The sequence below is a fragment of the Acinetobacter sp. YWS30-1 genome (genome assembly GCF_033558715.1).
In the GTDB taxonomy this organism is placed as follows: Bacteria; Pseudomonadota; Gammaproteobacteria; order Pseudomonadales; family Moraxellaceae; genus Acinetobacter.
In genome coordinates this window covers 336,020-362,549 of sequence record NZ_CP114606.1, presented here as the reverse complement: position 1 = coordinate 362,549, position 26,530 = coordinate 336,020, and the positions used below count along the sequence as shown (strand labels likewise).

21 protein-coding genes and 3 tRNA genes are annotated in these 26,530 nt (G+C 43.6%); 9 read left to right on the top strand and 15 right to left on the bottom strand.

Annotated elements, in window-relative coordinates; translation table 11 throughout:
* Nucleotides 1-54: 54 nt before the first annotated feature.
* From O4M77_RS01685 to hcaE, 7 genes are all read right to left on the bottom strand, one after another.
* Entirely contained in the window at nucleotides 55-963 is a 909-nt protein-coding gene (locus O4M77_RS01685; protein ID WP_125279397.1) for a DMT family transporter, read from the bottom strand.
* Nucleotides 964-1,260: 297 nt separating this feature from the next.
* Nucleotides 1,261-2,490 (bottom strand): 3-phenylpropionate/cinnamic acid dioxygenase ferredoxin--NAD(+) reductase subunit, encoded by a 1,230-nt coding sequence (hcaD, locus tag O4M77_RS01680; protein WP_302700064.1) that lies wholly within the window; start codon nucleotides 2,488-2,490, stop codon nucleotides 1,261-1,263.
* A gap of 4 nt (nucleotides 2,491-2,494) precedes the next feature.
* Nucleotides 2,495-3,460, bottom strand: coding sequence for a 3-carboxyethylcatechol 2,3-dioxygenase (locus tag O4M77_RS01675; RefSeq protein WP_004781819.1), 966 nt, complete (start codon nucleotides 3,458-3,460; stop codon nucleotides 2,495-2,497).
* 66 nt (nucleotides 3,461-3,526) lie between these two features.
* Entirely contained in the window at nucleotides 3,527-4,342 is an 816-nt protein-coding gene (gene hcaB, locus O4M77_RS01670) for a 3-phenylpropionate-dihydrodiol/cinnamic acid-dihydrodiol dehydrogenase (RefSeq protein ID WP_004781818.1), read from the bottom strand.
* Between the two features lie 2 nt (nucleotides 4,343-4,344).
* Complete coding sequence (gene hcaC, locus O4M77_RS01665) at nucleotides 4,345-4,671, bottom strand: 3-phenylpropionate/cinnamic acid dioxygenase ferredoxin subunit (RefSeq protein WP_004781817.1); 327 nt, start codon at nucleotides 4,669-4,671, stop codon at nucleotides 4,345-4,347.
* Nucleotides 4,671-5,189: a 3-phenylpropionate/cinnamic acid dioxygenase subunit beta gene (gene hcaF / locus O4M77_RS01660; protein WP_004781816.1), complete on the bottom strand. Its 519-nt coding sequence runs from the start codon at nucleotides 5,187-5,189 to the stop codon at nucleotides 4,671-4,673. Before hcaF ends, hcaC begins: the two co-directional genes overlap by 1 nt.
* Nucleotides 5,186-6,553 (bottom strand): 3-phenylpropionate/cinnamic acid dioxygenase subunit alpha, encoded by a 1,368-nt coding sequence (gene hcaE / locus O4M77_RS01655; protein ID WP_004781815.1) that lies wholly within the window; start codon nucleotides 6,551-6,553, stop codon nucleotides 5,186-5,188. The genes hcaF and hcaE overlap by 4 nt, the downstream gene beginning before the upstream one ends.
* A gap of 280 nt (nucleotides 6,554-6,833) precedes the next feature.
* On the opposite strand from hcaE, the gene hcaR reads away from it, so the two are divergent.
* Nucleotides 6,834-7,742: a DNA-binding transcriptional regulator HcaR gene (hcaR, locus tag O4M77_RS01650; protein ID WP_159123907.1), complete on the top strand. Its 909-nt coding sequence runs from the start codon at nucleotides 6,834-6,836 to the stop codon at nucleotides 7,740-7,742.
* 377 nt (nucleotides 7,743-8,119) lie between these two features.
* Here the strand turns inward: hcaR and O4M77_RS01645 are convergent, their stop codons facing one another.
* Nucleotides 8,120-8,980 (bottom strand): alpha/beta fold hydrolase, encoded by an 861-nt coding sequence (locus O4M77_RS01645; protein WP_159123908.1) that lies wholly within the window; start codon nucleotides 8,978-8,980, stop codon nucleotides 8,120-8,122.
* 283 nt (nucleotides 8,981-9,263) lie between these two features.
* On the bottom strand, nucleotides 9,264-10,538 hold the full coding sequence (locus tag O4M77_RS01640) for an OprD family outer membrane porin (RefSeq protein ID WP_180167886.1): 1,275 nt from the start codon (nucleotides 10,536-10,538) through the stop codon (nucleotides 9,264-9,266).
* Nucleotides 10,539-10,998: 460 nt separating this feature from the next.
* Here O4M77_RS01640 and O4M77_RS01635 point away from each other — a divergent pair, with 460 nt between their 5' ends.
* Entirely contained in the window at nucleotides 10,999-12,303 is a 1,305-nt protein-coding gene (locus tag O4M77_RS01635; protein ID WP_159124594.1) for an IS4 family transposase, read from the top strand.
* Nucleotides 12,304-12,355: 52 nt separating this feature from the next.
* Here the strand turns inward: O4M77_RS01635 and dmpG are convergent, their stop codons facing one another.
* The 5 genes from dmpG to O4M77_RS01610 all read right to left on the bottom strand — a co-directional run bounded on the left by dmpG (nucleotide 12,356) and on the right by O4M77_RS01610 (nucleotide 17,469).
* Nucleotides 12,356-13,375: a 4-hydroxy-2-oxovalerate aldolase gene (dmpG, locus tag O4M77_RS01630; RefSeq protein WP_312156414.1), complete on the bottom strand. Its 1,020-nt coding sequence runs from the start codon at nucleotides 13,373-13,375 to the stop codon at nucleotides 12,356-12,358.
* A gap of 11 nt (nucleotides 13,376-13,386) precedes the next feature.
* The gene (locus O4M77_RS01625; protein WP_034706478.1) at nucleotides 13,387-14,283 is read right to left on the bottom strand and encodes an acetaldehyde dehydrogenase (acetylating); all 897 of its coding nucleotides are present in this window, start codon (nucleotides 14,281-14,283) and stop codon (nucleotides 13,387-13,389) included.
* A 22-nt stretch (nucleotides 14,284-14,305) separates the two neighbouring features.
* Entirely contained in the window at nucleotides 14,306-15,103 is a 798-nt protein-coding gene (locus O4M77_RS01620; RefSeq protein WP_323713729.1) for a 2-keto-4-pentenoate hydratase, read from the bottom strand.
* A gap of 408 nt (nucleotides 15,104-15,511) precedes the next feature.
* Nucleotides 15,512-16,180 (bottom strand): HAD-IA family hydrolase, encoded by a 669-nt coding sequence (locus tag O4M77_RS01615; RefSeq protein ID WP_323713728.1) that lies wholly within the window; start codon nucleotides 16,178-16,180, stop codon nucleotides 15,512-15,514.
* Between the two features lie 320 nt (nucleotides 16,181-16,500).
* Nucleotides 16,501-17,469 (bottom strand): RluA family pseudouridine synthase, encoded by a 969-nt coding sequence (locus tag O4M77_RS01610; protein WP_004781807.1) that lies wholly within the window; start codon nucleotides 17,467-17,469, stop codon nucleotides 16,501-16,503.
* Nucleotides 17,470-18,238: 769 nt separating this feature from the next.
* On the opposite strand from O4M77_RS01610, the gene O4M77_RS01605 reads away from it, so the two are divergent.
* The 5 genes from O4M77_RS01605 to O4M77_RS01585 all read left to right on the top strand — a co-directional run bounded on the left by O4M77_RS01605 (nucleotide 18,239) and on the right by O4M77_RS01585 (nucleotide 24,192).
* Complete coding sequence (locus tag O4M77_RS01605) at nucleotides 18,239-21,673, top strand: Rne/Rng family ribonuclease (RefSeq protein WP_323713727.1); 3,435 nt, start codon at nucleotides 18,239-18,241, stop codon at nucleotides 21,671-21,673.
* A 174-nt stretch (nucleotides 21,674-21,847) separates the two neighbouring features.
* A complete protein-coding gene (locus O4M77_RS01600; protein ID WP_323713726.1) occupies nucleotides 21,848-23,689 on the top strand; it encodes a long-chain-acyl-CoA synthetase in 1,842 nt (613 codons plus the stop codon).
* Nucleotides 23,690-23,886: 197 nt separating this feature from the next.
* A tRNA-Lys gene (locus O4M77_RS01595) sits at nucleotides 23,887-23,962 on the top strand.
* 21 nt (nucleotides 23,963-23,983) lie between these two features.
* Nucleotides 23,984-24,059 (top strand) — tRNA-Lys (locus O4M77_RS01590).
* Nucleotides 24,060-24,116: 57 nt separating this feature from the next.
* Nucleotides 24,117-24,192 (top strand) — tRNA-Lys (locus O4M77_RS01585).
* Nucleotides 24,193-24,349: 157 nt separating this feature from the next.
* On the opposite strand, the gene O4M77_RS01580 is transcribed toward O4M77_RS01585, so the two are convergent.
* Nucleotides 24,350-25,036, bottom strand: coding sequence for a hypothetical protein (locus O4M77_RS01580; protein ID WP_159123913.1), 687 nt, complete (start codon nucleotides 25,034-25,036; stop codon nucleotides 24,350-24,352).
* A gap of 250 nt (nucleotides 25,037-25,286) precedes the next feature.
* Between O4M77_RS01580 and O4M77_RS01575 the strand changes: the two genes are divergently transcribed.
* On the top strand, nucleotides 25,287-25,559 hold the full coding sequence (locus tag O4M77_RS01575; protein WP_034169835.1) for a PspC domain-containing protein: 273 nt from the start codon (nucleotides 25,287-25,289) through the stop codon (nucleotides 25,557-25,559).
* A gap of 180 nt (nucleotides 25,560-25,739) precedes the next feature.
* On the top strand, nucleotides 25,740-26,522 hold the full coding sequence (locus O4M77_RS01570; protein WP_180053050.1) for a sulfite exporter TauE/SafE family protein: 783 nt from the start codon (nucleotides 25,740-25,742) through the stop codon (nucleotides 26,520-26,522).
* The last annotated feature ends 8 nt before the right edge of the window (nucleotides 26,523-26,530 follow it).

The following is a 26,530-nucleotide window of genomic DNA, read 5'->3' as shown; positions in this document are numbered from 1 at the left end:
AAAAAGGAAGCCAAAGCTTCCTTTTAGGTCTGAATTTAACTTGAACAATCTATTTTAAGATTTAGAAAAATACTGCTCGCGCCATTCTTTCCAGAAGTACATCACGATCCCGAACATCACTACCGCAATACCAGCAAAGGCATGACTGCTGATCACTTCGTTATTCAGGGTTGCACCGAGAATCAGGGCAATGATTGGCGTCATCACATTGCTGAGGGATACGGTGGATGCAGCCAGACGGCGAATCAGCCAGAAGTAACACAGCATCGCCACAATCGAAGACAGGATCATGGTAAAACCAAAGCCGAACAGCGCCTGCATACTTGGCATTTGTGTTGGGAAAGATTGCCAGATAAATGGAATGATTAGCAATGATCCCAATGAGGAAACAATCAAAGAACCGGTGGCTTGGGACATCGGTTTTAACGGTGCATTGATCTGCTTCACCCAGAAAATCGAGCTGATATAAGACACCATGCTAATCAGCATTAGCACCACACCCCACGGATTCACTTTACTATCTGCTGACTCCGCAAAGACAAAACTTAAACCACCGACGGCAACTGCCATACCGAGCCATTGCAGCCAGATCAGACGGTTGGTTTTCAGGATGACATGCCCGATCAGACCTGCAACCAGTGGTGAGAAACCGAAAATTAAGGCCATTAAGCCAGAGGTCAAATAATTCGCAGCCAGGTAGATAAATAACTGCGCGCCGATCAAGTTCAGGCTACCTGCTACATAGCTCATCATGGAGGTTCGATCAAATGGCAATGGATTACGCATGGCAGCCAAGATCGCCAGCGCCAGCAGAGAAGCGCCGAAATAACGGATGATCAGCACCCACATCGGGTGCACTTCCTGCACGCTCCAGACAATCGCCAGTGGCGTTGCTGCCCAGATCAGCACCAGCAAGGCATAAATACTTGCCGTCACCAGCATGGGAGATGAATTTGAATTCATAAAAGACTCAATTAAATTTTTTTAGAAAGAATTGAACTAACTTCTCGTTCAAATCCACAATCGACAATACTGATGGCGGCAGGGATGCCGCCGCTAAACTGGGATATAGGGATATATCCTCAGTTTAGCAAAAGATTTTTATTACTTTTCATCTTTGAAAAGTAAGCCAAACCTACACAAAGCCATTTCAAATCACAATAGAATGTGAGGTCATGACAGCACAATCTGACAGACATAAAAAAGCAGACCCAAGTTGCCCAAGGTCTGCCCTTTTGTAAACTTATCAATAAAACAAAGTTATTTCACAAGTTTACGAAGATCCTGGCTGAGATCTAAATATTTATCTGCTTCAAACGCTGCATTCTTGCTGATCAGCTTTTTCAGGTGACGCATTTCTTTTGCCGCATTTACCGTAATACCGCCGACAATAACGCCATCAGTCACACCAAACATCACGAATGATGATTCAGCGCGAAGCTCTGGATTGATTTCACCACGAACTTGCCATTCAGCAGCCGCCATGTCACCTACGAACTGATAATTGATGTCCAACTGATCTGTCCAGAACCATGCCGGGTTAGGTGTCGGATGCTCAACGCCCATCACATGGCGCGCAAAGATGCCTGCTTGAAGGTTGGCATTTTCCCAGGTTTCTACACGACGGTGGTTACCGCAGTTACGAAGTTGAGTTGCCACATCACCCGCTGCATAAATGTCTGAATTTGAAGTCTGGCAGTTTTCATTCACTTTAATCGCGAAATCAACATCCAGGCCAGCTTCTACAGCCAATTGTGCATTTGGCACGATACCAATACCATAAACTACAGCATCAGCACGAAGCTCTTCACCACCCTCAAGGGTAATCACCACTTCTTCACCATCCAGTTTGCAATCTGCAATTTTGGTTTCCAGACGAACGTCGATCCCTGCCAAACGTTGTTGTTCAAGCAGGAATTCGCTCAGGATACGAGGTGAACAACGGCCCATCACCATAGGACCCATTTCGATCACAGTTACCTGACACTCTTTGAAACGTGCTGAAGAAGCCAGTTCCAGACCGATCACGCCACCACCAATCAGGACAATACGACGGCCTGATTGCAATACTGGAACCAGTGCTTGTGAATCTTCTAGGTTACGTAGCGTATAAACATGTTTACCCAGCGCATCGAAGTTCGGCAGACGACGAGCTGCGCCGCCTGTAGCAAGCAACAGTTTGTCATAAGCAACAACGTCACCATTTTGAAGTTCAACCGTTTTCGCTTCAGCGTTGATTTTTTTCACGCCATTGCCACGAATGGTTTCTACACCAAGTTCCGCCAGTTTTTCTTCTGACAGGATTTCAATCTTGGTCTCTTCAGGTTTTAGAATCACGTCTTTAGACAGTGGTGGACGCTCATAAGGAAGATGCGTTTCATCACCGATCAGAATGATTTTACCTTCGTATTTGTTGCCACGAAGTTCTAAAATCGCGCTTGCACCTGCCTGGCCAGCACCTACAATTACGATGGTTTCGATGTTGCTCATGTCTTTAACCTTTTAACTCTGCAGATACGATGCCGAAGCCCGCAATCCATTCACTGATTTCTTCATAACAGTGCGTTGTCATTTCGTACTCGCCCATTTCGCTTAAAGCAGCAAATGCCGCCATCCACGAACGGACTTCCTGACCACCACGGCCACCATCACGGCGGATTTCAGCTTCAGTCATGGCTTCTAGTGCAGCGAAGTCGGCATTCTTGAATTTTTCAAGCAATGCGATATCCCATTCAGCATTCAGAGGAACTGCAACAGAGGTATCGCCCGCTGCCAGTTTCTGGCCCACTGCAATGATTTTTGACTGACGCGCGTTACGTGCTTCAGGTGTCGGGTTACGACCTGCAATCAGGAACTCTTCCACTTCTGGTGGTACAGAACCCATTTGCGGAGTTGGTGGATCGTGTGACAGACCACCTGTACCTAGGACAAGTACACGCTCATTTTCAAGGTTCAGAGATTTGATGAACTGACCTACAGCACGGCCTAAAGCGATGGTACGCTTCGTAGTTGGCATCGGTGCTGCAGCGCCATTAATGAAAATTGGAATCGTTGGATAACGATCAAGTTTGCCGTCGCACAGGAAGTGCAATGGCTGAGTCACACCATGGTCAGCTTGCATACGGTAAGAATACGCAACGTCCACGCCCTCATCGAGTACACGACGCACTAAGCCCAGTGCTTTGTCTTCTGGTACATCAATGTGTGCATTGTCTTTACCATAGTCCCAGTCACCTGCAGCAGTCGCGCGAATGCCCACACAGAAGCTTGGCATCAGGTCATAGAAGAAACCATTGAAATGGTCAGGACCAAAGGTAATGATCAGGGTTGGGTCGTAAGCTTTTACTTCAGCAGACAGTTTTTCAAACGCTTCACGAACAGCCTGTTCTTTGCGTTTTTCCTGCGGTGAAGCAAATTCCATTAAAGGACTGTGCGACGCACAAATAAGTTTAACGGCCATGAGAGACTCCTTAAAAGGAAGGCAGCCAAGAACAGGCTGCCGAAAAGTCCATTTCAGACTAGATTTTTATTCGTCAAAGAAACCGGCACGTGGCTGACGTAAGCCGCGAATACCCAGACCGCATTCTGCATTGATCAGAACGCCAGTCAAAGGACGGTTATTTTGACGAGATGCCAAGAGCACATATGAACCTGTCATATCTTCCGGCTCAGGTAAGAAATTCAGTGGCATGCCACGGGCGATTTTCTCAGGATCACGTGCATCGAGCAGGCCAAGATTTTCCTGACCCAAAGATGCAGCACCTTTGATATTCACATTCATACCTGATGGCGCAACGGCATTGACTCGGACTTTAGGTGCAAGTTCATAAGCCAGTTCTTTCATAATGCCTACACCGGCATGTTTTGATGCAGTGTAAACCGGACCGCCACCTGCAGAATAAAGTGCAGAATTTGACAGTGTGAAAATGATCGAACCTTCAGATTTCACGAGCTCATCAAGTGCAGCTTTGGCACCCAAGATCAGAGATTTGGTATTAATCCCCATAATCTCATCAAAGGCTTTTTCCAGCTGCTCACCTGAAGTATTGACGATATCGGCATAGTGATCCCAGATACCGGCATTACCCACGAAACAGTCGAGTTTACCGTAACGCTCTACAGTCGCTTTAACAGCGCGGACGTTGTCTTCATAGCTGGCCACATCACCTGCGATTGCCAGCACGCGATCACCAAAATGTGCATTCAGTGCATCGACTTTAGACTGTGAACGTTGAAGAACGGCCACTTGTGCACCCTCTTCCAGGAAACGTTCTACCAGTGCCCAACCGAGACCTGAACCACCACCAGTGATCAGTGCAACTTCGCCTTGTAGCCAACCCATGATTACTCTCCTGCCATCTCTACGTATAACGCACCATCTTCAAGTACAACTGGGAATGTTTGAATTGGGTCAGTTGCTGGTAAGCAAAGTGCCTGACCTGTTTTCAAACAGAAACGAGCTGCATGAAGTGGACATTCCACTGTACCGTCGTCTTCAAGGTAGCCTTCAGACATAGAAGCATTACCGTGTGAACAGCGGTCGTTCATTGCGAAGAATTCGCCACCGTTGTTGAATACTGCAAGCGCTTCGATACCGTTTACGCCGCAATCCACTTTTAACGCTTCGCCTTCGTCTAATTCGTCAACTTGGCAAACAAAAATCTTATTCATTAGAAGAACACACTCAGGTTATGTGAGTTATAGGTAACTTGGTCAAGCGTGATCTTACGGTTGAAGATCTGGAAGCCCAGGCCGCCTTCAACTTTGCGGATCTTGTCATGACGTTTACCACAGTAAATCGTAACGTCTTTCTCTTTCTGAGTACGGTACAGTAGGTATGTCACGTATACATCGTATTCGCCTTCAACTTCAGTCGGCTCAACAATCACGTTGCTCACCATGTGAGTAGTACGTGATGGAGGCTCTTCAGCCCAAGCCATACCAGTTTCCAGACGTGCAACACGACGTTCCAGAAGATCTTTCGTATCGTTGAATACCCAGGTAGTAGGTGGTTCAACTGAACGACGACGGTCACGCGTTTGAGCGTTTGGTGTAGTACGTAGCGTGTAAGAAATATCTTCAGCTAGCGTGTCTAACCACTCGCGGAATTTCCAGTCATCAAGAAGCTTGGCTTCTTGATACAGGAACTGACTAATTTGGTGATGAAGTTCTAAACTGATTTGACTCATTTCATAAGCTCCTTCTCATATTCGTCAGCCGCAGCTTCAACGTCTTCCCATTTTTCATGAATCAATAAATCTGCCCAACGGCGGTACATACCACGTGCTGCAGTTTCAGAGAAAATATAGTTAGTGATACCCGGGATACCATCTTCACGTACTTTCTCGTTACCTTTACCCATTTCCATAATGAGTTTGTTTTGACGCGCTTTGTAACCACGTAAAACTTTTTGGATTTCGATCCAGTTTTCAGAGTCATCTTGCTCCAGGAAGCCTGCAGGACCGAAGGCACGAGTTGCAGAACGTTCAAATGCTGCTTGTACATCTTCTGGTGCGTCCGCATCACAGATACAGAATGCCCAAACTTCAGTTTTGTTTGGACCACGTGGGTGCCATACACGAAGAGTCGCAGTACCGTTCAACCAAGACAATGTAGGGAACATGGTGTTGTGACCCGCTAAACGAAGCGCACGAGTTTCACCTAGGCGTTCTTTCACTTCTTCGTAAGTTTCACGGAAGTAGTTCGCTACTTCACCGTCAACCCATACGTTTGCATCTGGTTTCTCTGTGAAGAAGAAGCCTGAACCGTGACCACGTGAACCGTATTGGATCGCGTCTTTCGCAGTTTCCCAAACTGGACGAGCAGTTTGTGCAGCACCTAATTTCTTAGAAGATTCGTCGTCTGGTTTTGCACCAAGTACCTGAATTGCAGATGCGTGAGAGAACAACGCGTGGTATTGGTCAGATGCGAACTGTTCAGCTGCAAATTTCCAGTTACACTCGATTTCCCATTTGTGTACACCACCCACGATCACAGTACCGCCTTCACGACGATCGACAACACCGTCCAGGTACCAAGCGATATCGCCCATGTATTCTTCTAGATCTGGCGTAGTTTCATCCCAGCATCCGAAAATCAGGCCTTTGTATGATTTAACACGGTTAACTTCTACCAGACCCCATTGTTCTTTACATGCACCATGTGGGTAAGCACGATCTTCAAGCGGGATGTCTTTTAGAGAACCGTCAATACCGTATGACCAGCCGTGGTATGGGCAAGTGAACGCACGTGTGTTACCACAGTCTGCGAAGCTTACGCGCATAGAACGGTGACGGCATTGGTTTAAGAATGCTTTGATTGAGCCATCTTTTTGGCGTGCCACGATGATTGGATCTTCACCCATGTAGGTATTGAAGAAATCGCCAGCCTTAGGAATTTGGCTTTCATGGCAAAGGAATAACCATGTACGACCGAAGACACGTTCAAGTTCTAATTCGTAAATGTCAGGATCTGTATAGATAGATGGCGTGATACGTCCATTTTGTGCATCGACTAAAGCGTCGATTTCGCGCACATCAATTTTTCCACTCATGAAAAGCTCTCCTGTGACCAGTTATGGCACAAAGTAATAGACTCAACTTTTCAACGATGATGGATTTTAGGGCGGTTTTGGGGAAATATTTTTTTTGTTTCAATTAATAGTTTTAAGCAATTATTCTAGGCGTGTATTTTTATATTAAAACACTAATCAATCCCTCCAAAGCATTTACTTTCTAAATGACAAAATAATCTTCACGACATAGTTGTTTATAGATTATACTCTTCTGAAATTATAGTAAGACATTTTTTGGATTACTCGACGGGCTGATGATATGGAATTACGACACCTCCGCTACTTCATTACTGTGGCTGAAGAACTCAACTTCAGTAAGGCAGCACTCAAACTTTACACGGCTCAGCCATCACTTAGTCAGCAAATCAAAGATTTGGAAGAAGATGTCGGTGTCAAACTGCTACACCGTACCAAGCGTAAAGTCGAACTGACCGAAGAAGGTGCTGTATTCCTAGAACAGGCCCGCCTGACGCTGGCACAAGCTGATAAGGCGATTGCCATGGCCCGTCAGGTCTCACAAGCCAAGCAGCAGATGCTACGCATCGGTTTCGTCCCTGTCGCGGAAATGAAAATCTTCCCGTATATCCTGCCGAATCTGCGCGTGCAAAACCCTGATTTAAAAATTGAATTGCTCAGTCTGAACAATAATGAGCAAATGCGATTATTGAAGAAAGGCGAACTGGATCTGACCTTTACCCGTCACAATTTCCATAGTGATGAAATTGAAAGCCAGTTTGTGATTCGTGAGCCATTGATCTTCATTTTGCCGAAGGATCATCCTTTAGCGAAATACGACCGTATTCCAGTTAAATTACTGAATGGTATAGATTTTATTATTCCATCTGCAGAACAGTCACTCACCCTGCACAATACGATTATGGAATTTGCCAAGACCAATGGCATTGAGCTTAATATTGTGCAAAAGGCGGATAATATCCTGTTCAATATCAACTCGATTGGAATGGGCTTGGGCTGTGCCATTCTGCCAGGCTATATCGCACCATTGACCATGAACAATACTGTAATCCGCCCGCTAGATGTAGAACTTCCCTTTTTAGATCTTTATGTTAGCTATCGCAAGGATAGTAATTCAGTCGCAGTGAAGAAGTTCCTGGAACTCCTGACTCGCGTATTCTACCTAGACATTAACCGCGACGAACCACATTAATTTTCTATTTTTATAGCAGCACACGTAATTTCCTCTGAGAATACGTGTGCTTTTTTGTTTTTATTTTTTCTGATCAAAATTTCATTTTATATTCATTTTTCCTATGACAGACCACATCTAGCTTGGCTTCCAACATCTCCGACCATGGCTTATTAGGTTTAATTTTTGCTCAAATTAGGCTTCTTTTACAACTTAAGTCTAATAAGAAGTCTAGGGCCCATTTTTAATTTTTGAAATTCTGATTAATAGCTAAAAAGCATTAAAAATGTTTAAAAAACTCACTGAATGAAATGGTGTTCATTTGGCAGCTGTAAATCTAATATTTTAGAAAGAAAAAAAGGATGACCGAAGCCATCCTTTTTTAAACTGAGTACGACTTATTTTACGCCGTGTACAGCCAGGTAATTTTTGATCACAGTGTTGAACTCATCTGATTTTTCAACTTGAGACCAGTGACCACATTGACTGAAGATGTGTGCATCAGCATTTGGCACGATGTTCAGGATGTCCCAAGTACGAGAAACCGGAATGACCACGTCTTGAGTACCATGAATCAATAATACAGGTACAGTGATGTCTTTCATTTTTTCGAAGTCTAACGGGAATTCGAAACGGTCACGGTCACGTGCGCCCACTACATCCATCAAACGATTTGATGCATAGTCATTTGCAGCAGAAGCAAAACGTACTTTCACCAGTTCGTCAGTGATCAGGTCTTTGTTCACGACAAACATAGAAAGTGTTTTCTTGATGCCTTCTTCAGTTAATACAGGGTTTGCATGTGCTTTTAGTGCAGCAGTCTGTTTTGCACCGCCAGTACCCATAGACACGATACCTAGAACACGTTCAGGATAATCAAGTGCCAACTGGAATGCCAACCAGCCACCCAACGAGTTACCCACTAACCAGGTTTTTTCGATACCTAAAGCGTCTAAAGTACGTACAGCGTGATCGACCCATGCACGGATACCATAAGCAGTACCTGGTGCAACCACAGTTTGACCATAACCAATGGTATCGATTGCGATACAACGTGCTTGTTCACCAATTGAAGGTAGGTTTAACCACCAGTTTGCAGCAGCAGACACACCCGTACCTGAACCGTGCAGGAACAGAATAGGCGTACCTTCACCAATTTCATGGTAGTGAGTCAACTCACCTTCTGCAGTTTCAATCCATTTGTCTTCTAAGCCGAAGAAAGGATCTGTTTTATAATCAGGGATTTGAACAGTGCTCATCATGATTCCTCTTACAGTTTCTTGCTTGCGTGTTCCTCGATGACGAGAACTCGACGTCAAGTTGACTCATTAAAAATGATCTTTTTACCGTCTTATATTAACCGCTCTACTGTCTTCAACTGATATAAAATTACGATTGCATACTACAAAAAATATATTATTTAAGTATTTGTTTTAATTAATTATTTTAAATTTAAAACCCTGTTTAATTTAAGGCTTTGATTAAGTTCTTAACTCAAAAAAAAGCAGTCAGAATACTGACTGCCCTTAAAATGCGCTTAACTTAGAATTTATGGGTATAAGTCGTCGCTACGCGGTATTCTTGAAGATCTGGTTTAGTAGGATTAGCAAAATTCACATCGATATACATCGCTTGAATGCCTAATCCTTTTAACTTACCCTCTGGAACAGTGTAATTCGCAATCAGATTTAACTCATCAGTATTAAAGTTTTGATCACCTGATTGAGCATCATAACCTTTGAAATAAACCGCAGTTGCGTTTAATCCTTTGGCACCCATTTCAGAGAAGTCATAGCCATAAGAAACATTCCATGACTTTTCTTCTAGTGCAGTAAAGGTTGCAACGCCCCAGTTCACCAGATAAGGCTGCGGCACCCAGCCACCGAGTGTTGGAAATGCAGTATCACCAAACATTTGCTGATAACCCAGACCTACGGTATGCGCACCATGATTAACTTTTGCCCCTACTGACAATGCCTGATTATCAATATCACCATACAGTTTGTCACCTGAATCTGAGTTATCAAAATAACGCACATGGCTATCTAATTTGGTTTTTTCGCCTAGCGCAGTTTTGTAATTCACACCCAAGTAATGCTGTTGGTAGATGTCTTGAACATCTGCATACCAGTAGCTACCACCAATTTCAGGCGTGAACTGGTGATCTACACCGGCAATCCACATACCATCAGATTCAGGACCTAAGTCATAATGACCTTGTCTACCATCAGGTAAAGTTCTACCTGGAGAAAATAAAGCTAAATCACGGAACTGATTGTCGTAACGATTATTAATTTTATCAATATAAGCCAAAGTCAGTTTGGTATCTTTAATCTCTTTAGATTCTAACCATGCACCGCTATAAGTAGTGATGAGCTGACGAGATGGATCAAATACTAGCACTGGAGATACAGGCAATAACTCACCCACTTTCAGCTCAGTCTCAGAAACTTTAGCTTTTAAGGTTGCGCCAACTTTACCAAAATGATCTTTAGATTCTTTACCATCATGAGGCAACACCCAATCCGGATTTTGATCACGGCCTTTGAGTTTAACTGCATGTTGAACCAGAACATCTGCACCAACCTGTACCCCACCACCGATATCGTGATAGCCTGATTTCGCATCCAAAGTCACGCCTTGTGACCAAGAACCCCAATTACGTGAAGAAAAATCATCTTGATACTGACGATCTAGATAAAAGTTTTTAAATTTAAGCTGGACATTACTATCGTCAATAAAATCTGCATTCGCTGCAGTTGTTCCTAAACTTGCTGTTGCAGCAAGCATTGCTATCCATAAGTTTTGACGACGCATGGCTTATTCCTAGTAATCAAATTAAGCTATGCCGCTATCATGCTCAACTCTATTTTTTTTAAAAATCCGACTACAGTATTAAAATTTTTCTATTAATCTCTATAGATAGAATAAGTATGCTGAAATTTGAAAAAGACTTATATTTATAAACAATTAACTAAAATAAAAAATTAACCAGATAATCAATATAAATCCATGTTTTCTCTTATATAAACAGCCATTATTTTTTTATAATTTAAAAATAACTTTTTATTTATCGTTTTTATGTTTAAGGAAATGTGTTTGATTATTTTCTTAAAATAAATAGTAATAATTAAAATATCTTATTCTATCGTTTTAATATCTTATTCATTTTATTCAAATAAATAAAAAAGCGCCCTTTCGGACTAATGCCAGTCAGTTAAGCAAATTTTAGTAAAATGTAGTAAAAATGAGTGTATGTAAATACGCTCATTTTTTTATGTCTTTATCTGAACATTTAGAATCCACTCTTGAACATTCTCTCCCATCACTCAACCATTTTTGTGAACTTATTGATTTAAATTGGATTGAAACAAGCCTGCATCAAACAGGTAAGGCATCAATCAGAAGGAGAAAATTACCTGCTGAGCATGTGGTTTGGCTTGTTATTGGGCTTGCCTTGTTTCGAAATCAACCCATCAGCTATGTTGTAGAGCAATTAAACCTCGTGTTTGGTACAACAGAATATTGTGTTCCTAGTGCAGCAGTCCAAGCACGACAACGTTTAGGACAAGAGCCTTTAAGTACCTTATTCTCTCTGCTCAGCCAAGCATGGTTTGATGAAACACAGCAACAATATTCAAACTTTCAAGGACTTAGCATATGTGCTGTTGATGGGGTGGTTTGGTCTATGCCGCTGACCGAAGAGAACTTTAATCATTTTGGCTCATCTAAAGGTAAAACTGCTGTAGCACCTTACCCACAAGTGAGAGCCACGTGCCTAGTCAATACCAATACCCATGAAATCATAGATGCCCAAATAGGCAGTATGGATCAGGGTGAACTCACATTAGCAAATCAATTATCTCCTCCAGCACAAAGTATTACATTATTTGATCGAGCTTATTTCTCTGCTGATTTTCTAATAGGGTGGCAAACACGTGCAGAATCAAGTCATTGGCTGATGCGAGCAAAAGATAATTTACGTTATGAAATTATTAAACGGAATTCCCCACATGATTTTCATATCAGGATGCCAATATCACCTAGAGCCAAGAAGCTTAACCCAACGTTAGGGGATTATTGGGAGGCACGTTTGATTGAAGTTGAGCAGGCAGGAAAAATCAGACGTTACATTACTTCATTATTAGATTCAAAGACATACCCACTTATAGCCTTGGCAAAGTTATATGCTCAGCGTTGGGAAATTGAAATGTGTTACCGAGAAATTAAAAGCAATTTGCAGAAAGGTAAGCTCTTAAGAAGCAAGCAACCAGACTTAATTTATCAAGAATTATGGGGTGTCTTGATTGCCTATAATGTTCTGAGACGACAAATGAAACATATGGCTCAACGAGCTAAAGTAAGTCCTTTGAGAATCAGTTTTCATATTGCATCTATTGCCCTTCTTAATTTACTCAGATTCGACTCTTTGGCTTCTGCAGGTAATCTCCCCAAACATCTGGAAAGTTTAATGGAGAAATCTAATCGGTATGTTATACCTGAGAGAAGAGTGAGGAGTTATCCAAGGGTTGTAAAAGGAAAACCTCAAAAATACCCAAGAAAAAGCCAGTCAATCTCTTAACTGACTGGCATTACCCTTTCGGACGCTTTTTTTAAAATTTAGCTTTTAACTATTAAGCTTGAAGCTCTTTCGCTTTAGACATAGTCAATGCCAAATCTTCAATCATATCTTCCTGACCACCAACGGTGCCACGACGACCAAGCTCAAGCAGAATTTCACGAGCAGATACGCCATATTTTGCTTCAGCACGTTTAGCGAACAGCAGGAATGAAGAGTAAACACCCGCATAACCTAAAGTTGCAGCATCACGGTCCGCACGGATCTGATGAGTCATCATTGGAATGATCAGATCTTCTGCAACGTCTTGTACTTTAAACAGGTCAACACCAGTTTCCATTTGCATACGATTGGCAACCGCAACAAACAGTTCAAGTGGCGTATTACCTGCACCAGCACCCAGACCAGCTGATGCCAAGTCAACACGTGTTGCACCTGCTTGCACTGCTGAAACAGAGTTCGCAACACCCATACCTAGGTTATGGTGACCATGGAAACCGATTTCGATGTCTGAACCTAAGTTAGCACGTAAAATACCAACACGGTCAGTCACGTCTTGCGGCAGCATATAACCTGCAGAGTCAGTTACATAGATACAGTTGGCGCCGTAAGACACCATTTTTTGCGCTTCTTCAAGCAGTTTTTCTGGAGAAGCCATGTGTGCCATCATCAGGAAGCCCACAGTATCCATACCCAGTTTACGAGCAGCAGTAATGTGCTGTTCAGAAACGTCTGCTTCAGTAGAGTGAGTTGCAACACGGATGGTTGCTACACCTACATCATACGCCATTTTCAGGTGATCAACCGTACCGATACCAGGAAGTAAAAGTGCAGATACTTTCGCTTGTTTCAGGTTTGGAATCACCGCTTTCAGGTATTCTTCATCAGTTGCAGCTGCGAAACCGTAGTTCACAGAGTTACCGCCAAGGCCGTCACCGTGTGTTACTTCAATCAGCGGTACACCTGCATCATCCAGAGCAGTTGCAATCGCAACCATTTGCTCAGGTGTAGTTTGATGGCGCATGGGATGCATACCATCACGTAAAGTCATATCATTAATAATAATCTTAGACATGAAGGTGCTCCTTAAGCTTCAACTGCATTTAAAACACGTTCTGCGAACATTTCTGCGGTACGTGCAGCTGCTGCAGTCATAATGTCGAGGTTACCTGCATATTTCGGCAGGAAGTCACCCAGACCTTCAACTTCAAGGAAGATCGATACGCGGTTGCCATCAAATACTGGACCATTCACCAGTTTGTAACCTGGTACGTATTTTTGAACTTCTTTAATCATTGCATGTACAGATTCAGTGATCGCTGCCTGATCTGGCTCACCTTCTACTAGACAGTGAACAGTGTCACGCATCATCAGTGGTGGCTCAGCAGGGTTAATAATGATGATCGCTTTACCTTGTTTCGCGCCACCCACTTTCTCAATCGCACCAGCAGTAGTACGGGTGAATTCGTCGATGTTTTTACGCGTACCAGGACCGACTGATTTAGTCGATACAGTTGCGATAATTTCGCCATAGTTCACAGGCTGAACGCGAGAAATCGCTGCAACCATAGGAATCGTTGCCTGACCGCCACAAGTTACCATATTGACGTTTGGCACTTCACCTTGTTCAAGCAATGCTTCAAGGTTGACAGGTGGTACGCAGTAAGGACCAATTGCAGCTGGTGTTAAGTCAATCATTAACACGCCAAGTTCGTTCAGCTTACGGCTGTTTTCAGCATGTACATAAGCAGAAGTTGCATCGAAGGCGATTTTGATGTCATCTTCAACTACGTGAGGCAGCAAACCGTCTACGCCTTCAGCAGTGGTTTTTAAACCCATTTTTGCTGCACGTGCTAGACCTTCAGAAGTTGGGTCAATCCCCACCATCCATACTGGTTCTAACCATTCGCTGCGTTGCAGTTTATAAAGCAAATCAGTACCAATATTACCTGGACCGATCAATGCACATTTAATCTTTTTCATGAATGTACTCTCTTGTATTCCCTTATTCAGCAGCAAAAGCAGCTGTTACTGAACCAAAGCCTTCAATTTCAACTTTGAATTCATCGCCCGGCTGAGCCACAACCATTGGACCTAAAGCACCAGTCAAAATGATGTCGCCTTTTAATAATGGGCGACCACGACGTACCATTTCATCAGCCAGCCATACAGCAGCATTTAATGGGTTTGAAAGACATGCTTTACCTACGCCTTGAGAAACGACTTCGTCGCCACGTGTCATAACCATCTTGCAGTTCACAAGATCAAGGTTTTCCAGTTTGACCGGTTTAGAGCCCAGAACGAATGCAGCAGAAGATGCGTTATCAGCTACGGTATCAATCAGGCTGATTTTCCAGTTTTCGATGCGGCTATCGACCACTTCTACAGCAGGAAGTGCATAGTCAGTTGCACTAATGATGTCTGCATAAGTGTGTTTTGCTTTAGTCAGATCTTCTTTGATGACCAATGCGATTTCAGCTTCAACTTTCGGTTGAATCAGCAAACCTGCAGGGATTGCTTCACCATCGCCATAGGCCATGTCGGCAAACAACATACCGAAGTCAGGCTGATCTACGCCAAGCTGTGCTTGAACCACTTTCGATGTCAAACCAATTTTACGACCTACCAGACGGCGACCTTCCGCCAGAGCACGCTCGGTATTTACTTCCTGAACGGCATAGGCAATATCTACGTCAGCACTTTCACCACCAAGTTCCGGGCGAATCGGTGCGATCGCAGTTTTTGAGAGTTCAGCAGTACGTAATGCTTGTGCAACTGATTCAACAACAGCAGAATTCGACATCAATGTTTCCTTAAACTGCAAAAATGAGGCTTATGCCGAGAACTAAGACAGGCAAAATGTTCTGACCTGATCATTTCGATCATTCCAATAAACAATTGCGCCTAGTACGGGCATATGAATAAACAGTTTTAGGATGGGAAAAATACGACGTGAATGCCAATAGTTATTTTATTTTTTGCAATAGCTATTATCTATAAATTAAATTTATAAAAATCAATTAAAAACATAATCTTATAATTATGAATTAAGTTATATCCAACTAAATAACTCAACAATCATGACAGAACAAAACCACTGTAATCACAACTTTAGACTAAAAGATAAGACCAGTTGTTCAAATCTACCGCATTGATCCGCATCTTCTATTTCAGAAAATGCCGGATCTTGAAGAATGACTAAGATACTGAATTAAATCGCTTCCTTCCATTGGACTTTAGCCAATAAAAAGTCATGCAAACTGCTGACATCCTTTACAATCGACAGTGGATTAAACTGTGCCAAAGTTTCCGGTGTATGTACGCCATAAGTCACACCTACACTTGGCATGGCAATGTTCATCGCCATTTCCAGATCATAAGAAGTGTCACCGACCATAATCGCTTCATGAGCATGTGTACCTGTTTCAGCTAAAATTTCAGCCAGCATTAAAGGATCAGGTTTGGAACGGGTTTCACTCGCAGCACGGGTGGCATGAAACAGGTCCATACTTTTGGTCTGCTTTAATACACGATCCAATCCTTTCCGGCTTTTACCTGTCGCCACTGCCAGTTTGATGCCTTCGTCTTTTAAGCTATACAGCATTTCAGAAACACCCTCAAACCAAGCATCATTCACTGAATTCGCCACATAATGATCTGAATAGGCCTGCAAAATATCCGCATGTAATTCTGGCACACTTGGGAATAGCCGTTGTGCGACTTCTGGCAAACCTAATCCGATAATACTTTTCGCATCTGCATCAGTTAAAGGTTGCTGAAACTGTTGCGCAGCAAACTGTAAACTCGACACGATCTGACCCACTGAATCAAATAAAGTGCCATCCCAATCAAAAATGACCAGTTTTACAGGTGAATTCATATAAGGTTCCTAGTATTTGATTCAGTGTCTTTAAGCCCTCTCCTTCTAGGAGAGGGTTTGGGAGAGGTGAGTTAAATTAATTCCCCACCACAATTAACATCAGTGAGCAGCTGTTTTCGTATAGGTATTATCTACTTTTCAAGGATGAAAAGTAGCAAAAATCCTTTGTTACTCTGATGGCACGTCCCTGTACCACAGAGTAACAGCGACATCCATGTCGCCCTTCATTGATTTAGAAATTGTCTTGAATCATCTCTAATAAAGAGGGAAATTTCTCCCACTCAAGTAAAGCAAGATAAGACTCATTAAAAAGCTAAAAATTACTCGTCATCTTCCGTAGGTATTACCACCTTATCCGCCTTTTGTGCACGAAGCTGAGCTACAAGACTCTGCATATCTTCAGGCAAAGGCGCTTCAATCGTCGGATAACCCGGAATTTCTAAGCGCATCGCATGCAGACATAAACGACGTGGTTTTGGTCCACGATATTCAGTCTCGTGACCATATTTCTCATCACCCACTAACGGATGACCAATGCTGAGACCATGTACACGAATCTGATGGGTACGACCAGACAATGGAGAAGCATACACCAGTGTCGCATGCATAAAACGCTCTGCCACATTCCACTGGGTTTTAGACTCTTTGCCTTCTTTAGAGACACGGACACGGCGCTCACCATTAGAAAGTTCATAACGATGCAAAGGTGCATCAATGAGTTGCTTATCTAGCGTTACCTGCCCTTTCACGACAGCGGCATAAGTTTTTTTAATCTTATGTTCACGTAATAAATCTTGTAGCGTTTTTAAGGTACTGCGCTTTTTCGAGATCATCACCAGACCCGATGTGTCACGGTCAATACGGTGAATCAATTCCAGGTATTTTTTACCTGTTGCAGCACGTAGGCCTTCAATCAGGCCATACGCCACACCGCTACCGCCATGCACAGCAATACCCGATGGTTTATTGACAACCATCAAGCCTTCATCTTCATATACCACACGTGACAGAAGACCTTGAGCCACCTTGTCCGAAATCGGCGCTTCTGATTCATCTTTTTGTTCATAACGGATAGGTGCGACACGAATCTGGTCGCCAATCGCTAGTTTGGTTTCGGCCTTAATGCGTTTTTTATTGACGCGAACCTGTCCCTCACGAATCAGACGATAAATCCGACTTTTAGGCACCCCTTTCAGACGACTGAACAGGAAATTATCGATTCGCTGTCCATCTTGATGTTCATCCACTTCAAACCAAGTGACGCTTTGCCATTGTTGTGTAGAATTCATACAGTTACTATGACCCAAAAATTACTAAAATTGATTAAAAAATGATCACTTAGGTTATGCTTTACACAAGAAACATAAGCTTAGCCCATAGGCAGATGATGCAAGGTTTGATATAGTCAGCGCACGGAAACCATCGTTTGTGAGTAAAAGTTGAAGCATTTCAGATTTCTCTGAACTTGATTATTCAATTAAAGACTCACATGATACGGGAAGGTCCCAAAAGAATTATGCCGACGCCGAAGGCTTATTATATCGGCAAACAAAGCAAACTGTTGCGTTTAATTGTACCTCAGGTACATAAATCAGTTTGTATGAAAAAATATGTCGCCAACCTAGTTGGTTTTTAAACGTAAACTGATACACATCAGATTAGTCGCACCCTGAAGACGACTTCAGGCTACAGCGTTTGATGCATTGGATCTGCACAGTTTGTAAAGATACGACGACAATTCCGTATCAAGACACTTTCTATAAAGAAGGGATGATCTTCGAGCAATGTGACAGTGAAAGTTACTCACATCTAATGCACCGCTTGTCCGCCAGTGAAACGTTCAGGTGACTTTAATCGTTTAAAGATTGAAGCCGTATTGCCATCATCAATACGTGAATCAAAATACCGAAGCTGATCTATATTCAAGTAGACGCCGGGAATAAAAGACTCAGACCACAATGAAATTCATTGGAGATCTGGGCCATTGATCCGTGATGTGTGATGTTCGCTACGTGAATAGCGATTTTTTGCTGTGTATCACTATAAGGTGTTACACCCATGAAACGTATGTTGATTAATGCAACACATGCCGAAGAAATTCGCGTTGCACTTGTCACTGGTCAGCGTCTTTACGATTTCGATTTAGAGAATCGTACCCGTGAACAAAAAAAATCTAATATCTATAAAGGTCACGTGACTCGCGTTGAACCTTCTTTAGAAGCTGTATTCGTTGAATACGGTGCAGGTCGCCAAGGCTTCCTGTCTATGCGTGAAATCGCAAACTCTTATTACAAAGCCGATCCTCGCCAAACTTCAAATATCCGTGAACTGATTACTGAAGGCACTGAACTTCTGGTTCAAGTGGAAAAAGAAGAGCGCGGCAATAAAGGCGCTGCCCTTTCAACTTTCATCTCTTTAGCTGGTCGTTATCTGGTTCTGATGCCAAACAATCCGAAAGGTGGCGGTATCAGCCGTCAGATTTCTGGTTCAGTACGTGAAGAACTGAAAGAAATGCTGGCCTCTTTAAATGTGCCACGTGGTATGAGCGTCATTGTTCGTACAGCAGGCATTGGCCGTTCTCAAGAAGAATTACAGCTTGATCTGCAACATTTGCTAGACCTTTGGGCACAAATTCAAAGCACTGCAAATTCAGGTCCATCACCTATGCTGGTCCATCAGGAAGCAGGTGTGGTAACTCGTGCCATCCGTGATTACCTGCGTGATGATGTAGCAGAAATCCTGATTGACTCTGAGCAAGCCTATAACGAAGCTTATAACTTCGTTAAAGCAGTAATGCCGCTTCAGTTAGACAAACTGAAAACTTATACATTGAATGAGCCTTTGTTTGCGCATTTCGGTATCGAAAGCCAAATTCAAACTGCTTATGAACGTGAAGTAAAACTGCCTTCAGGCGGTTCGATCGTGATCGATCAAACTGAAGCTTTAGTTTCAATCGACATTAACTCGGCAAAATCAACTCGCGGTCAGGACGTTGAAGATACAGCGTTAAATACCAACCTTGAAGCCGCTGAAGAAATTGCTCGCCAATTACGTTTACGTGATATCGGTGGCTTAGTTGTCATCGACTTCATCGACATGACCAAAGACCGCAACCAGCGTATGGTAGAAGCGAAACTGCGTGAAGCAACTCAAAGCGACCGCGCACGTATCCAGTTCGGCCAACTGTCTCGTTTCGGCCTGATGGAAATGAGCCGTCAACGTCTGCGTCCATCGCTTGAAGAAGCAACTGGTTATGTCTGCCCACGCTGTCATGGTACCGGTATGGTACGTGACCTGCGTTCTCTATCACTTTCAATTATGCGTAAAGTGGAAGAAATCGCACTACGTGAACGTCATGGTGAAGTTCAGGTTGAAGTACCGGTAGAAATTGCGGCGTTCATGCTCAATGAAAAACGTCACAGTCTGGTATATCTGGAACAAACTTCAAATACACGTGTAACTGTACTTCCACATCCACACTTGGAAACACCTCACTACGAAATTTCGTATAACCCTGAAGGTTTCGCACCGACAAGTTACGAGCGTACTGAAGCAACCCGTTCAAGCGAAAAAGAACTGGGCTATGAGTCTTCTGAGTGGCATTTAGAAGAAGAACATACGCATACCGCTGCACCAGCACCTGCTCAGCAGCAAAACAACGGCAAAAACAATAAACGCCGCAATAACCAGAATCAGCAAAACGTACAGCAAGCACCTGCTGCACAACAGGCACCTGCTCAAGTTGCCGCACCTGCTGCCAGCCCATGTGCATGGTTAGAAAACCTGTTTGTACAAAAACAGGCAACTACTGTTGATCAATCTCGCACAGCGAACAATGCTGCTGCTGCTATTGAACAGATGGTGAATGGCGGTGCAGTGAGCCGTGGCCAGTTCGGCCAGGTTGCTCCTGTAACACCAGCAGTATCCGCACAGCCAACAGCTGTTGCAGCACCAGCAACTACCGGCAATGCTTATCTGGCGCCATCGACTGTAGTCCATAAACCAGAGCGTGATCAGTCTGAAAAAGCTGAACGTGAAGAGAAATCACAGCGTCATAACAAGAAAGCACGTAGCAACAAGCACAAAGAGCCACGTGAACAGGCGCAGTCTGATAATGCATCACAACATCAGGTGCATGAAGAAGTGGTTCAGGTTTCTCGTCAGGAACAACGTCAGGAAGCGCGTGAAAACAAACGCAACTCTCGCCGTCAGCACCACAATGAGTCTGCACAGCAAAGCGATACTCACAGCAATGAGCAACAGCAAAACGTGCCACGTCGTGACCGTCGCAACCAGCAACGTCCAGAACGTCCAAATCGCCACCGCGATCCAAGTGTTCTAAATGAACAAGCTGCACCTCAAGCACCTGCTGCCGTTGAAGCGCCAGCAGTCAATGAAAAGCAAGTTCGTGTGGAACTGGTCGATGCTCCTCGTAAAGAAGTGATGCCAACAGCAATGGTGGTAAATATTGACGAGGCGAAAAGCGAAATTGTGGCATTGAATGACACTGCTCCAGTCGCAAAACCTGCTGTTGAAGTGACTGCCCCTGCCGATGCTCCTGTAGAAGCACCAGCTGCGGAAGAGTTCCTGGCTGAAGTGACTGCATCTGCTCCTGCAGAGAAAACGCCTGAAGCTCAGTCATCATCAAAACAGCGTGCCAGCAATGACCCACGTCAACGTCGTCGCGACCGCCGTGCTGCACAAGGCCAACAGGCGAAAACTCAGCAATTGACACCATCACAGGTGCCAACACTTGGCCAATACACCATTGGTAGCCTGATTCGCCATGTTTATGGTGAAGACTGTTCAGTCCTGATTGAACAGTTCGGTCTGTTACCAACATTTAACCGTGCATTGCAAAAGTTCACGCAGGAATATAATGCGACTTTAGCAACGGTTTCGACCGCGACCACAGAGAAAAAACCTGTAACTCGCGATGTAGAAGTCAGCAAAGCGCAACCTGAAGCAGAACCTGCACCTGTGCTGGATTTAACTCCGCCTGCACCGGTTTCAGAGAAACGTGTGGCGAATGATCCACGTGAGCGTCGCCGTCTTGCTAAACTGGCTGCCGAGCAAGCGTTACAGCAGGCAAAACAGCAAGCACAAGCTGAAGCAGAATCTACTGCGGTTGAACCTGCTGCAGAAGCAACGGCTCCAGCAGAAGAAGCGAAAGCTGAAAGTGCTGAAGCTGCACCTGCTGAAGCTCCGGTAGCTGCAGTAGAAAGTGCTGATACAACTGAAGCGACTCAAACTCCTGAGCCAGCTGCTGAAGCATCTGTAGAAACTGCGAAAGCTGAACAAGCTCCCGCTGAAGAAGTCACTGAAACGACTACAGTTGAAGTAACTCCAGCAGAAAACGAAGCTGCACCTACCGAAACTCCGGAAGCCGATAAAGCTGAAGAAACTGTAGCAAAAGCTGAAAAACCGGCTACCCGCCCACGTCGCCCACGTGGCCGTCCACCGAAAAAAACCAATACTGCAACTGAGTCATAATTCGCCCAATTGCAGTTAACTAAAAAAACCTAGTCATTTCGGTGGCTAGGTTTTTTTTGCTAGATTTTGTCAGAATAGGTTGATTACTCTAGTTTCAACACGCTAAAAGATGGCTACCATCCGTTTATTGCATATAAATTAAACGCATTGGATACGAAAAATAATAGGACGCCCATGACCCAGACGAATCAACCCGATCTTATTGGCATTGCAGATGTCGCAGCCAAAATCCCTGCCTTCATCAGTAAGGTCCCTAATCTGCTAAACGGACTGCGACAGGCGTATTTACGTACTCCCAATACGCCCGCAGGCCTGGGTTTAGCTTTTGAAAAAGCAACACAGCGTAATCCTGAAGGTATTGCATTACGTTTTGAAGACCAAAGCTACAGCTATGCCGCTCTCAATGCCTGGGCCAACCAGATTGCACATTTCTATCTGTCTTTGGGTGCCAAGAAAGGTGATGTCGTAGCTGTAATGATCGAGAACCGACCTGAACTGATTGCCAGTGTGATTGGTCTGGCTAAACTGGGGGTGACGAGCGCTTTGGTCAATACCTCACAAGTAGGCAAGGTATTGGCACATAGTATTAATCTGGTCAAACCAATTGCCCTGATCGTCGGTGAAGAGTGCGGTGAGGCTGTGAATGAAATTCGTAATGACCTGAATATTAGTGGTGAACGCCTGCACTGGTTTGCAGATCAGAATACTCAAACCGACCCGGGGCAGGCACCTGAAGGCTTCGTCAACCTGGCTGAAAAAATTGATCTTGCTCCAAAATTCAATCCGCCGACTACCCATTCAGTACAAGGCAAAGACGGGCTGTTCTATATTTATACCTCAGGCACTACCGGCCTGCCCAAAGCGGTCATTTTTACCAATGGCCGCTGGACACTCGCCTATGGCACCTATGGCCATGTCCTGAACCTGAATAAAGATGACGTGATGTACTGCACCCTGCCGCTTTATCATGCGACAGGTATTGTGGTGTGCTGGTGTGGGGTGATTGCCGGAAGCAGTACTTTTGCCATCCGCCGTAAATTCTCCACCTCTTCCTTCTGGAAAGATGTCAAAAAATTTGATGCTTCAGCGATTGGTTATGTCGGTGAACTTTGCCGCTACCTGATGGATGCGCCACCGTCTGAACTGGAAAAAGGCCATCGCGTTACCAAGATGATTGGTAATGGCATGCGCCCGAATATCTGGGATAAATTCAAATCCCGTTTTGGCATCAAGGAAGTACTGGAACTGTATGCCTCAAGTGAAGGTAATGTCGGTTTCAGCAATGTCTTTAACTTTGACAATACTGTCGGTTTCTCACCAACGCCTTATGCCATTATCGAATTTGATAAAGATAAAAATGAGCCTGTGCGTGATGCCAAAGGTCGCTGCAAACGGGTAAAAAAAGGTGAAACCGGTTTATTGATCGGTAAAATTACCCGCCGCTCCCCTTTCGATGGTTATACCGATCCGGAAAAGAACAAGGCAGTCATCATGCATGACGTGTTCAGTAAAGGTGATTCCTACTTCAATACCGGCGATCTGGTGCGTAATATCGGTTTCCGTCATGCCCAGTTTGTCGACCGTCTCGGTGACACCTTCCGCTGGAAAGGTGAAAATGTTTCAACGACTGAAGTCGAAAACATGCTGACCGAGTATGACAAAATTATCGAAGCTGTAGTTTATGGTGTAGAAATTCCAAATACCAATGGCCGTGCCGGTATGGCTGCAATTACCCTGCAACCGGGAAGCACCCTGGATGAGCAAGACCTGAAAAATATGGTCAGCACCTTTAAACGCTGTCTGCCTGCATATGCAGTTCCAGTTTTTCTGCGCATTCAAGAACAGGTAGAAACGACCGGTACCTTCAAGTATCAGAAAAACAAACTGAAAGAACAGGCTTTTGACCCAAACAAAACCGATGAACGCTTGCTGGTTTTATTGCCAGGCAGCGATGCGTATTGTGAGCTGACTCAAGAAATTTTTGAGAACATTCAAGCCTATCAATATCGTTTCTAAGTGCTGAAGTTGCCTATTTTTTGTTTAGATAAAGCAGAATTGTTGTATTTATAATCAAACATAGGCAACTTTGTTATTTTTTACTTGCGCTGCAATGAGATCTTGCTACAATACGCTCCATCAAACAAAGTGGTGCTTTCAGAACTCTTTAGTTTCTTTTGCACTGCACAATTAAGCCTTGCTTGATTGTTGGTTCAGGGCCGTTAGCTCAGTTGGTAGAGCAGTGGACTTTTAATCCATTGGTCCCGCGTTCGAGTCGCGGACGGCCCACCATTAAATTTGATATCCCCTGATGGGCCGTTAGCTCAGTTGGTAGAGCAGTGGACTTTTAATCCATTGGTCCCGCGTTCGAGTCGCGGACGGCCCACCATCATTTCTAAAATCTCTTTTTAGAAACTTCAATCAAAGCTACTTTGATTACCCGAATGGGCCGTTAGCTCAGTTGGTAGAGCAGTGGACTTTTAATCCATTGGTCCCGCGTTCGAGTCGCGGACGGCCCACCATTCTCCCCTCTATATTTATTTCTTCTTTCAATATTCTTATAATATTTCCTATATTATTCAGTTCATTCTTTTTATTTAAGCGCAATTCATCCTGACAATTTTAGAATCGCCATTTCCATTTACTCTGTTTTTAAATTTTTTACAGATTTTATCGCTTTTATTCTGTCATCTTAAATTCAGAATCTTTGACCAGCTCATACGCTTTAGAAGGTGCAGGATAACCCTGATCAAATAACTGCTGGTTTGCCCGTTCTTTTTCGTCATAAATTTTTTCCAGATTCATGACCAGATGGGTTGGGCTTTTAATTGTATAATAGAATTTTGCCCCCTCTTTACGGTCCACGATCAGTTCAGTTTGTTCCGGATTAATCGTCCAGCGGTCCTTACGATAGGTCACATTGCTTTCGGTCTGAACTCGTCTGGAATTATTCACAAAGACTTTGCCATAATGCACGATACTGCGATGCACTGTACCATCTGGCAATAAAGTCAAAATAAACACCGACTTCCCTTCCGTACAAGGTGCAAACCGTCCGTCACAATCAATCTGGGTAAGATAACGCCCGACATAGCTTTTGGCATAATCCGGTACAGGTTTAGGATCGACATTTGGTTCTACAGGCAATGCATTATAGGTTGCAGTCTGGGTGAGCGATTTAGCATTACGGGTGTCATAACTTTCATTGGCGGCGGAGATGACTACGCCATCTTGTGCCAAAGTTTTCGTAGTATCAGGTAAGGGTTTGCTTTGATGGTCATCACAGGCAATCAGTCCTGCAACACTTCCCAGCACAAATCCAAGCCGGCATAAACCACTTAAATGATGCGATACATTCGATTTCATTTTAAAAATATACCTGAAGGGGTGCACATCTATATAGGCAGACGACTCACTGAAAACTTATAAGTTTTAATAATGAATTCAATGGAATTTTTATGATCTTAGTGATTTTTTAAGGATTATTTAATCTCCCGTAACATTACTTAACGAATTTATTTTCAATAGATACTTTAAAAATTTAGATAAAACTCCATTCTTATAAATATGAGTCATTTTTTAGACTCAATCTTATTTTTTCTATCAGGAGACTTGGATGGCCAATGTTGGTTTATATCGCTCTAACCGCTCAAACATGATTGCAGGTGTAATGGGTGGTATTGCTGAACGTTTTGGTTGGAACGCAAATTTATTACGCTTGATCTTCGTGATTATTTCGGTCATGAGTGCTGCTTTCCCGGGTATCTTAGTTTATCTGGTTCTATGGTTAGTGATGCCAAAAAAGAATTCTATGCCTGATTATGCTGCGAGCAGAACTGATTATGAACGTCCTGTGCGTACCGTGAATCAGGATAAAGACTACCGATAAAATCGTTTCCTCTTTCACCTAAATATTCATATGGTGAAATTTTTATGCCACGGTCCTTCCCCCAAAAGATCGTGGTTTTTTTTGTCTGATTTTTAGGTTTTGGTCTTATTACCATTTTACGCTTTACCCTACTCGCCTATTCAGGATAAGTTGATACTTTCTACTTGAAATGGATTTCAGATGACGCAGGCAGAATGGATTGTACTTTGGCTGTGTGCGATCGCGGCATTACTGCATGGGGTCAGTGGTTTTGGCTTTCCTATGCTGAGTACGGCTGCCTTATCCAGTGAATATGCCTTAAGTACAGCAGTCACCTTAGTGATCCTCCCCTGCCTGTTATTGAACCTTTGGATGCTCAATAGCGATCCAAAACATAGCCTGTTGCAGAGCATTTGCTATTATGTCTCACACTATTGGCCACTCATGTTAAGCAGCTTGGTCGGTAGTGTGCTGGGGGTCAAATTACTCATCTGGATCAATGAAGGCTATCTTAAATTATTACTGGGTCTGGTGATTATTTTCTATGTACTGGATCAGTTACGCTCTACTCCGCTTCGGGTCAGTAGCAGTCAGCTCAGTATGCTAGGATTCGGTTTACTGGCCGGCATGATTGGAGGTGCAACCAATGCCATGGCACCCTTCCTGATGATGTATCTGCTTAGCTGTCAGCTCTCCAAAACTGATATCGTCATTATCAGTAATCTCAACTTTATTGCCAGCAAACTGGTGCAGTTGACCTTACTCTTCCCGATCCTCATTTCTTTACAAACCCATCAGCGACATATCCTGCTCGGAATCACGTTATTTGCACTCATCGGCGTCTGGTTAGGGGGAAAAATACGGCATCGACTTTCCCAGCAACATTTCAAATATCTGGTGCTGTTTTTTCTATTTGGACTGGGGATTTACGCACTTTGGCAAAGTGTGGGATTATTACAACACTCTACTATACTGTTTAAATAATATCTTTT

What these genes read in the sequence shown, in the direction of transcription:
- O4M77_RS01685 (WP_125279397.1), bottom strand. Translation starts at nt 963, where the DNA reads ATGAATTCAAATTCATCTCCCATGCTGGTGACGGCAAGTATTTATGCC.
- hcaD (WP_302700064.1), bottom strand. Translation starts at nt 2,490, where the DNA reads ATGAGCAACATCGAAACCATCGTAATTGTAGGTGCTGGCCAGGCAGGT.
- O4M77_RS01675 (WP_004781819.1), bottom strand. Translation starts at nt 3,460, where the DNA reads ATGGCCGTTAAACTTATTTGTGCGTCGCACAGTCCTTTAATGGAATTT.
- hcaB (WP_004781818.1), bottom strand. Translation starts at nt 4,342, where the DNA reads ATGGGTTGGCTACAAGGCGAAGTTGCACTGATCACTGGTGGTGGTTCA.
- hcaC (WP_004781817.1), bottom strand. Translation starts at nt 4,671, where the DNA reads ATGAATAAGATTTTTGTTTGCCAAGTTGACGAATTAGACGAAGGCGAA.
- hcaF (WP_004781816.1), bottom strand. Translation starts at nt 5,189, where the DNA reads ATGAGTCAAATCAGTTTAGAACTTCATCACCAAATTAGTCAGTTCCTG.
- hcaE (WP_004781815.1), bottom strand. Translation starts at nt 6,553, where the DNA reads ATGAGTGGAAAAATTGATGTGCGCGAAATCGACGCTTTAGTCGATGCA.
- hcaR (WP_159123907.1), top strand. Translation starts at nt 6,834, where the DNA reads ATGGAATTACGACACCTCCGCTACTTCATTACTGTGGCTGAAGAACTC.
- O4M77_RS01645 (WP_159123908.1), bottom strand. Translation starts at nt 8,980, where the DNA reads ATGAGCACTGTTCAAATCCCTGATTATAAAACAGATCCTTTCTTCGGC.
- O4M77_RS01640 (WP_180167886.1), bottom strand. Translation starts at nt 10,538, where the DNA reads ATGCGTCGTCAAAACTTATGGATAGCAATGCTTGCTGCAACAGCAAGT.
- O4M77_RS01635 (WP_159124594.1), top strand. Translation starts at nt 10,999, where the DNA reads ATGTCTTTATCTGAACATTTAGAATCCACTCTTGAACATTCTCTCCCA.
- dmpG (WP_312156414.1), bottom strand. Translation starts at nt 13,375, where the DNA reads ATGTCTAAGATTATTATTAATGATATGACTTTACGTGATGGTATGCAT.
- O4M77_RS01625 (WP_034706478.1), bottom strand. Translation starts at nt 14,283, where the DNA reads ATGAAAAAGATTAAATGTGCATTGATCGGTCCAGGTAATATTGGTACT.
- O4M77_RS01620 (WP_323713729.1), bottom strand. Translation starts at nt 15,103, where the DNA reads ATGTCGAATTCTGCTGTTGTTGAATCAGTTGCACAAGCATTACGTACT.
- O4M77_RS01615 (WP_323713728.1), bottom strand. Translation starts at nt 16,180, where the DNA reads ATGAATTCACCTGTAAAACTGGTCATTTTTGATTGGGATGGCACTTTA.
- O4M77_RS01610 (WP_004781807.1), bottom strand. Translation starts at nt 17,469, where the DNA reads ATGAATTCTACACAACAATGGCAAAGCGTCACTTGGTTTGAAGTGGAT.
- O4M77_RS01605 (WP_323713727.1), top strand. Translation starts at nt 18,239, where the DNA reads ATGAAACGTATGTTGATTAATGCAACACATGCCGAAGAAATTCGCGTT.
- O4M77_RS01600 (WP_323713726.1), top strand. Translation starts at nt 21,848, where the DNA reads ATGACCCAGACGAATCAACCCGATCTTATTGGCATTGCAGATGTCGCA.
- O4M77_RS01580 (WP_159123913.1), bottom strand. Translation starts at nt 25,036, where the DNA reads ATGAAATCGAATGTATCGCATCATTTAAGTGGTTTATGCCGGCTTGGA.
- O4M77_RS01575 (WP_034169835.1), top strand. Translation starts at nt 25,287, where the DNA reads ATGGCCAATGTTGGTTTATATCGCTCTAACCGCTCAAACATGATTGCA.
- O4M77_RS01570 (WP_180053050.1), top strand. Translation starts at nt 25,740, where the DNA reads ATGACGCAGGCAGAATGGATTGTACTTTGGCTGTGTGCGATCGCGGCA.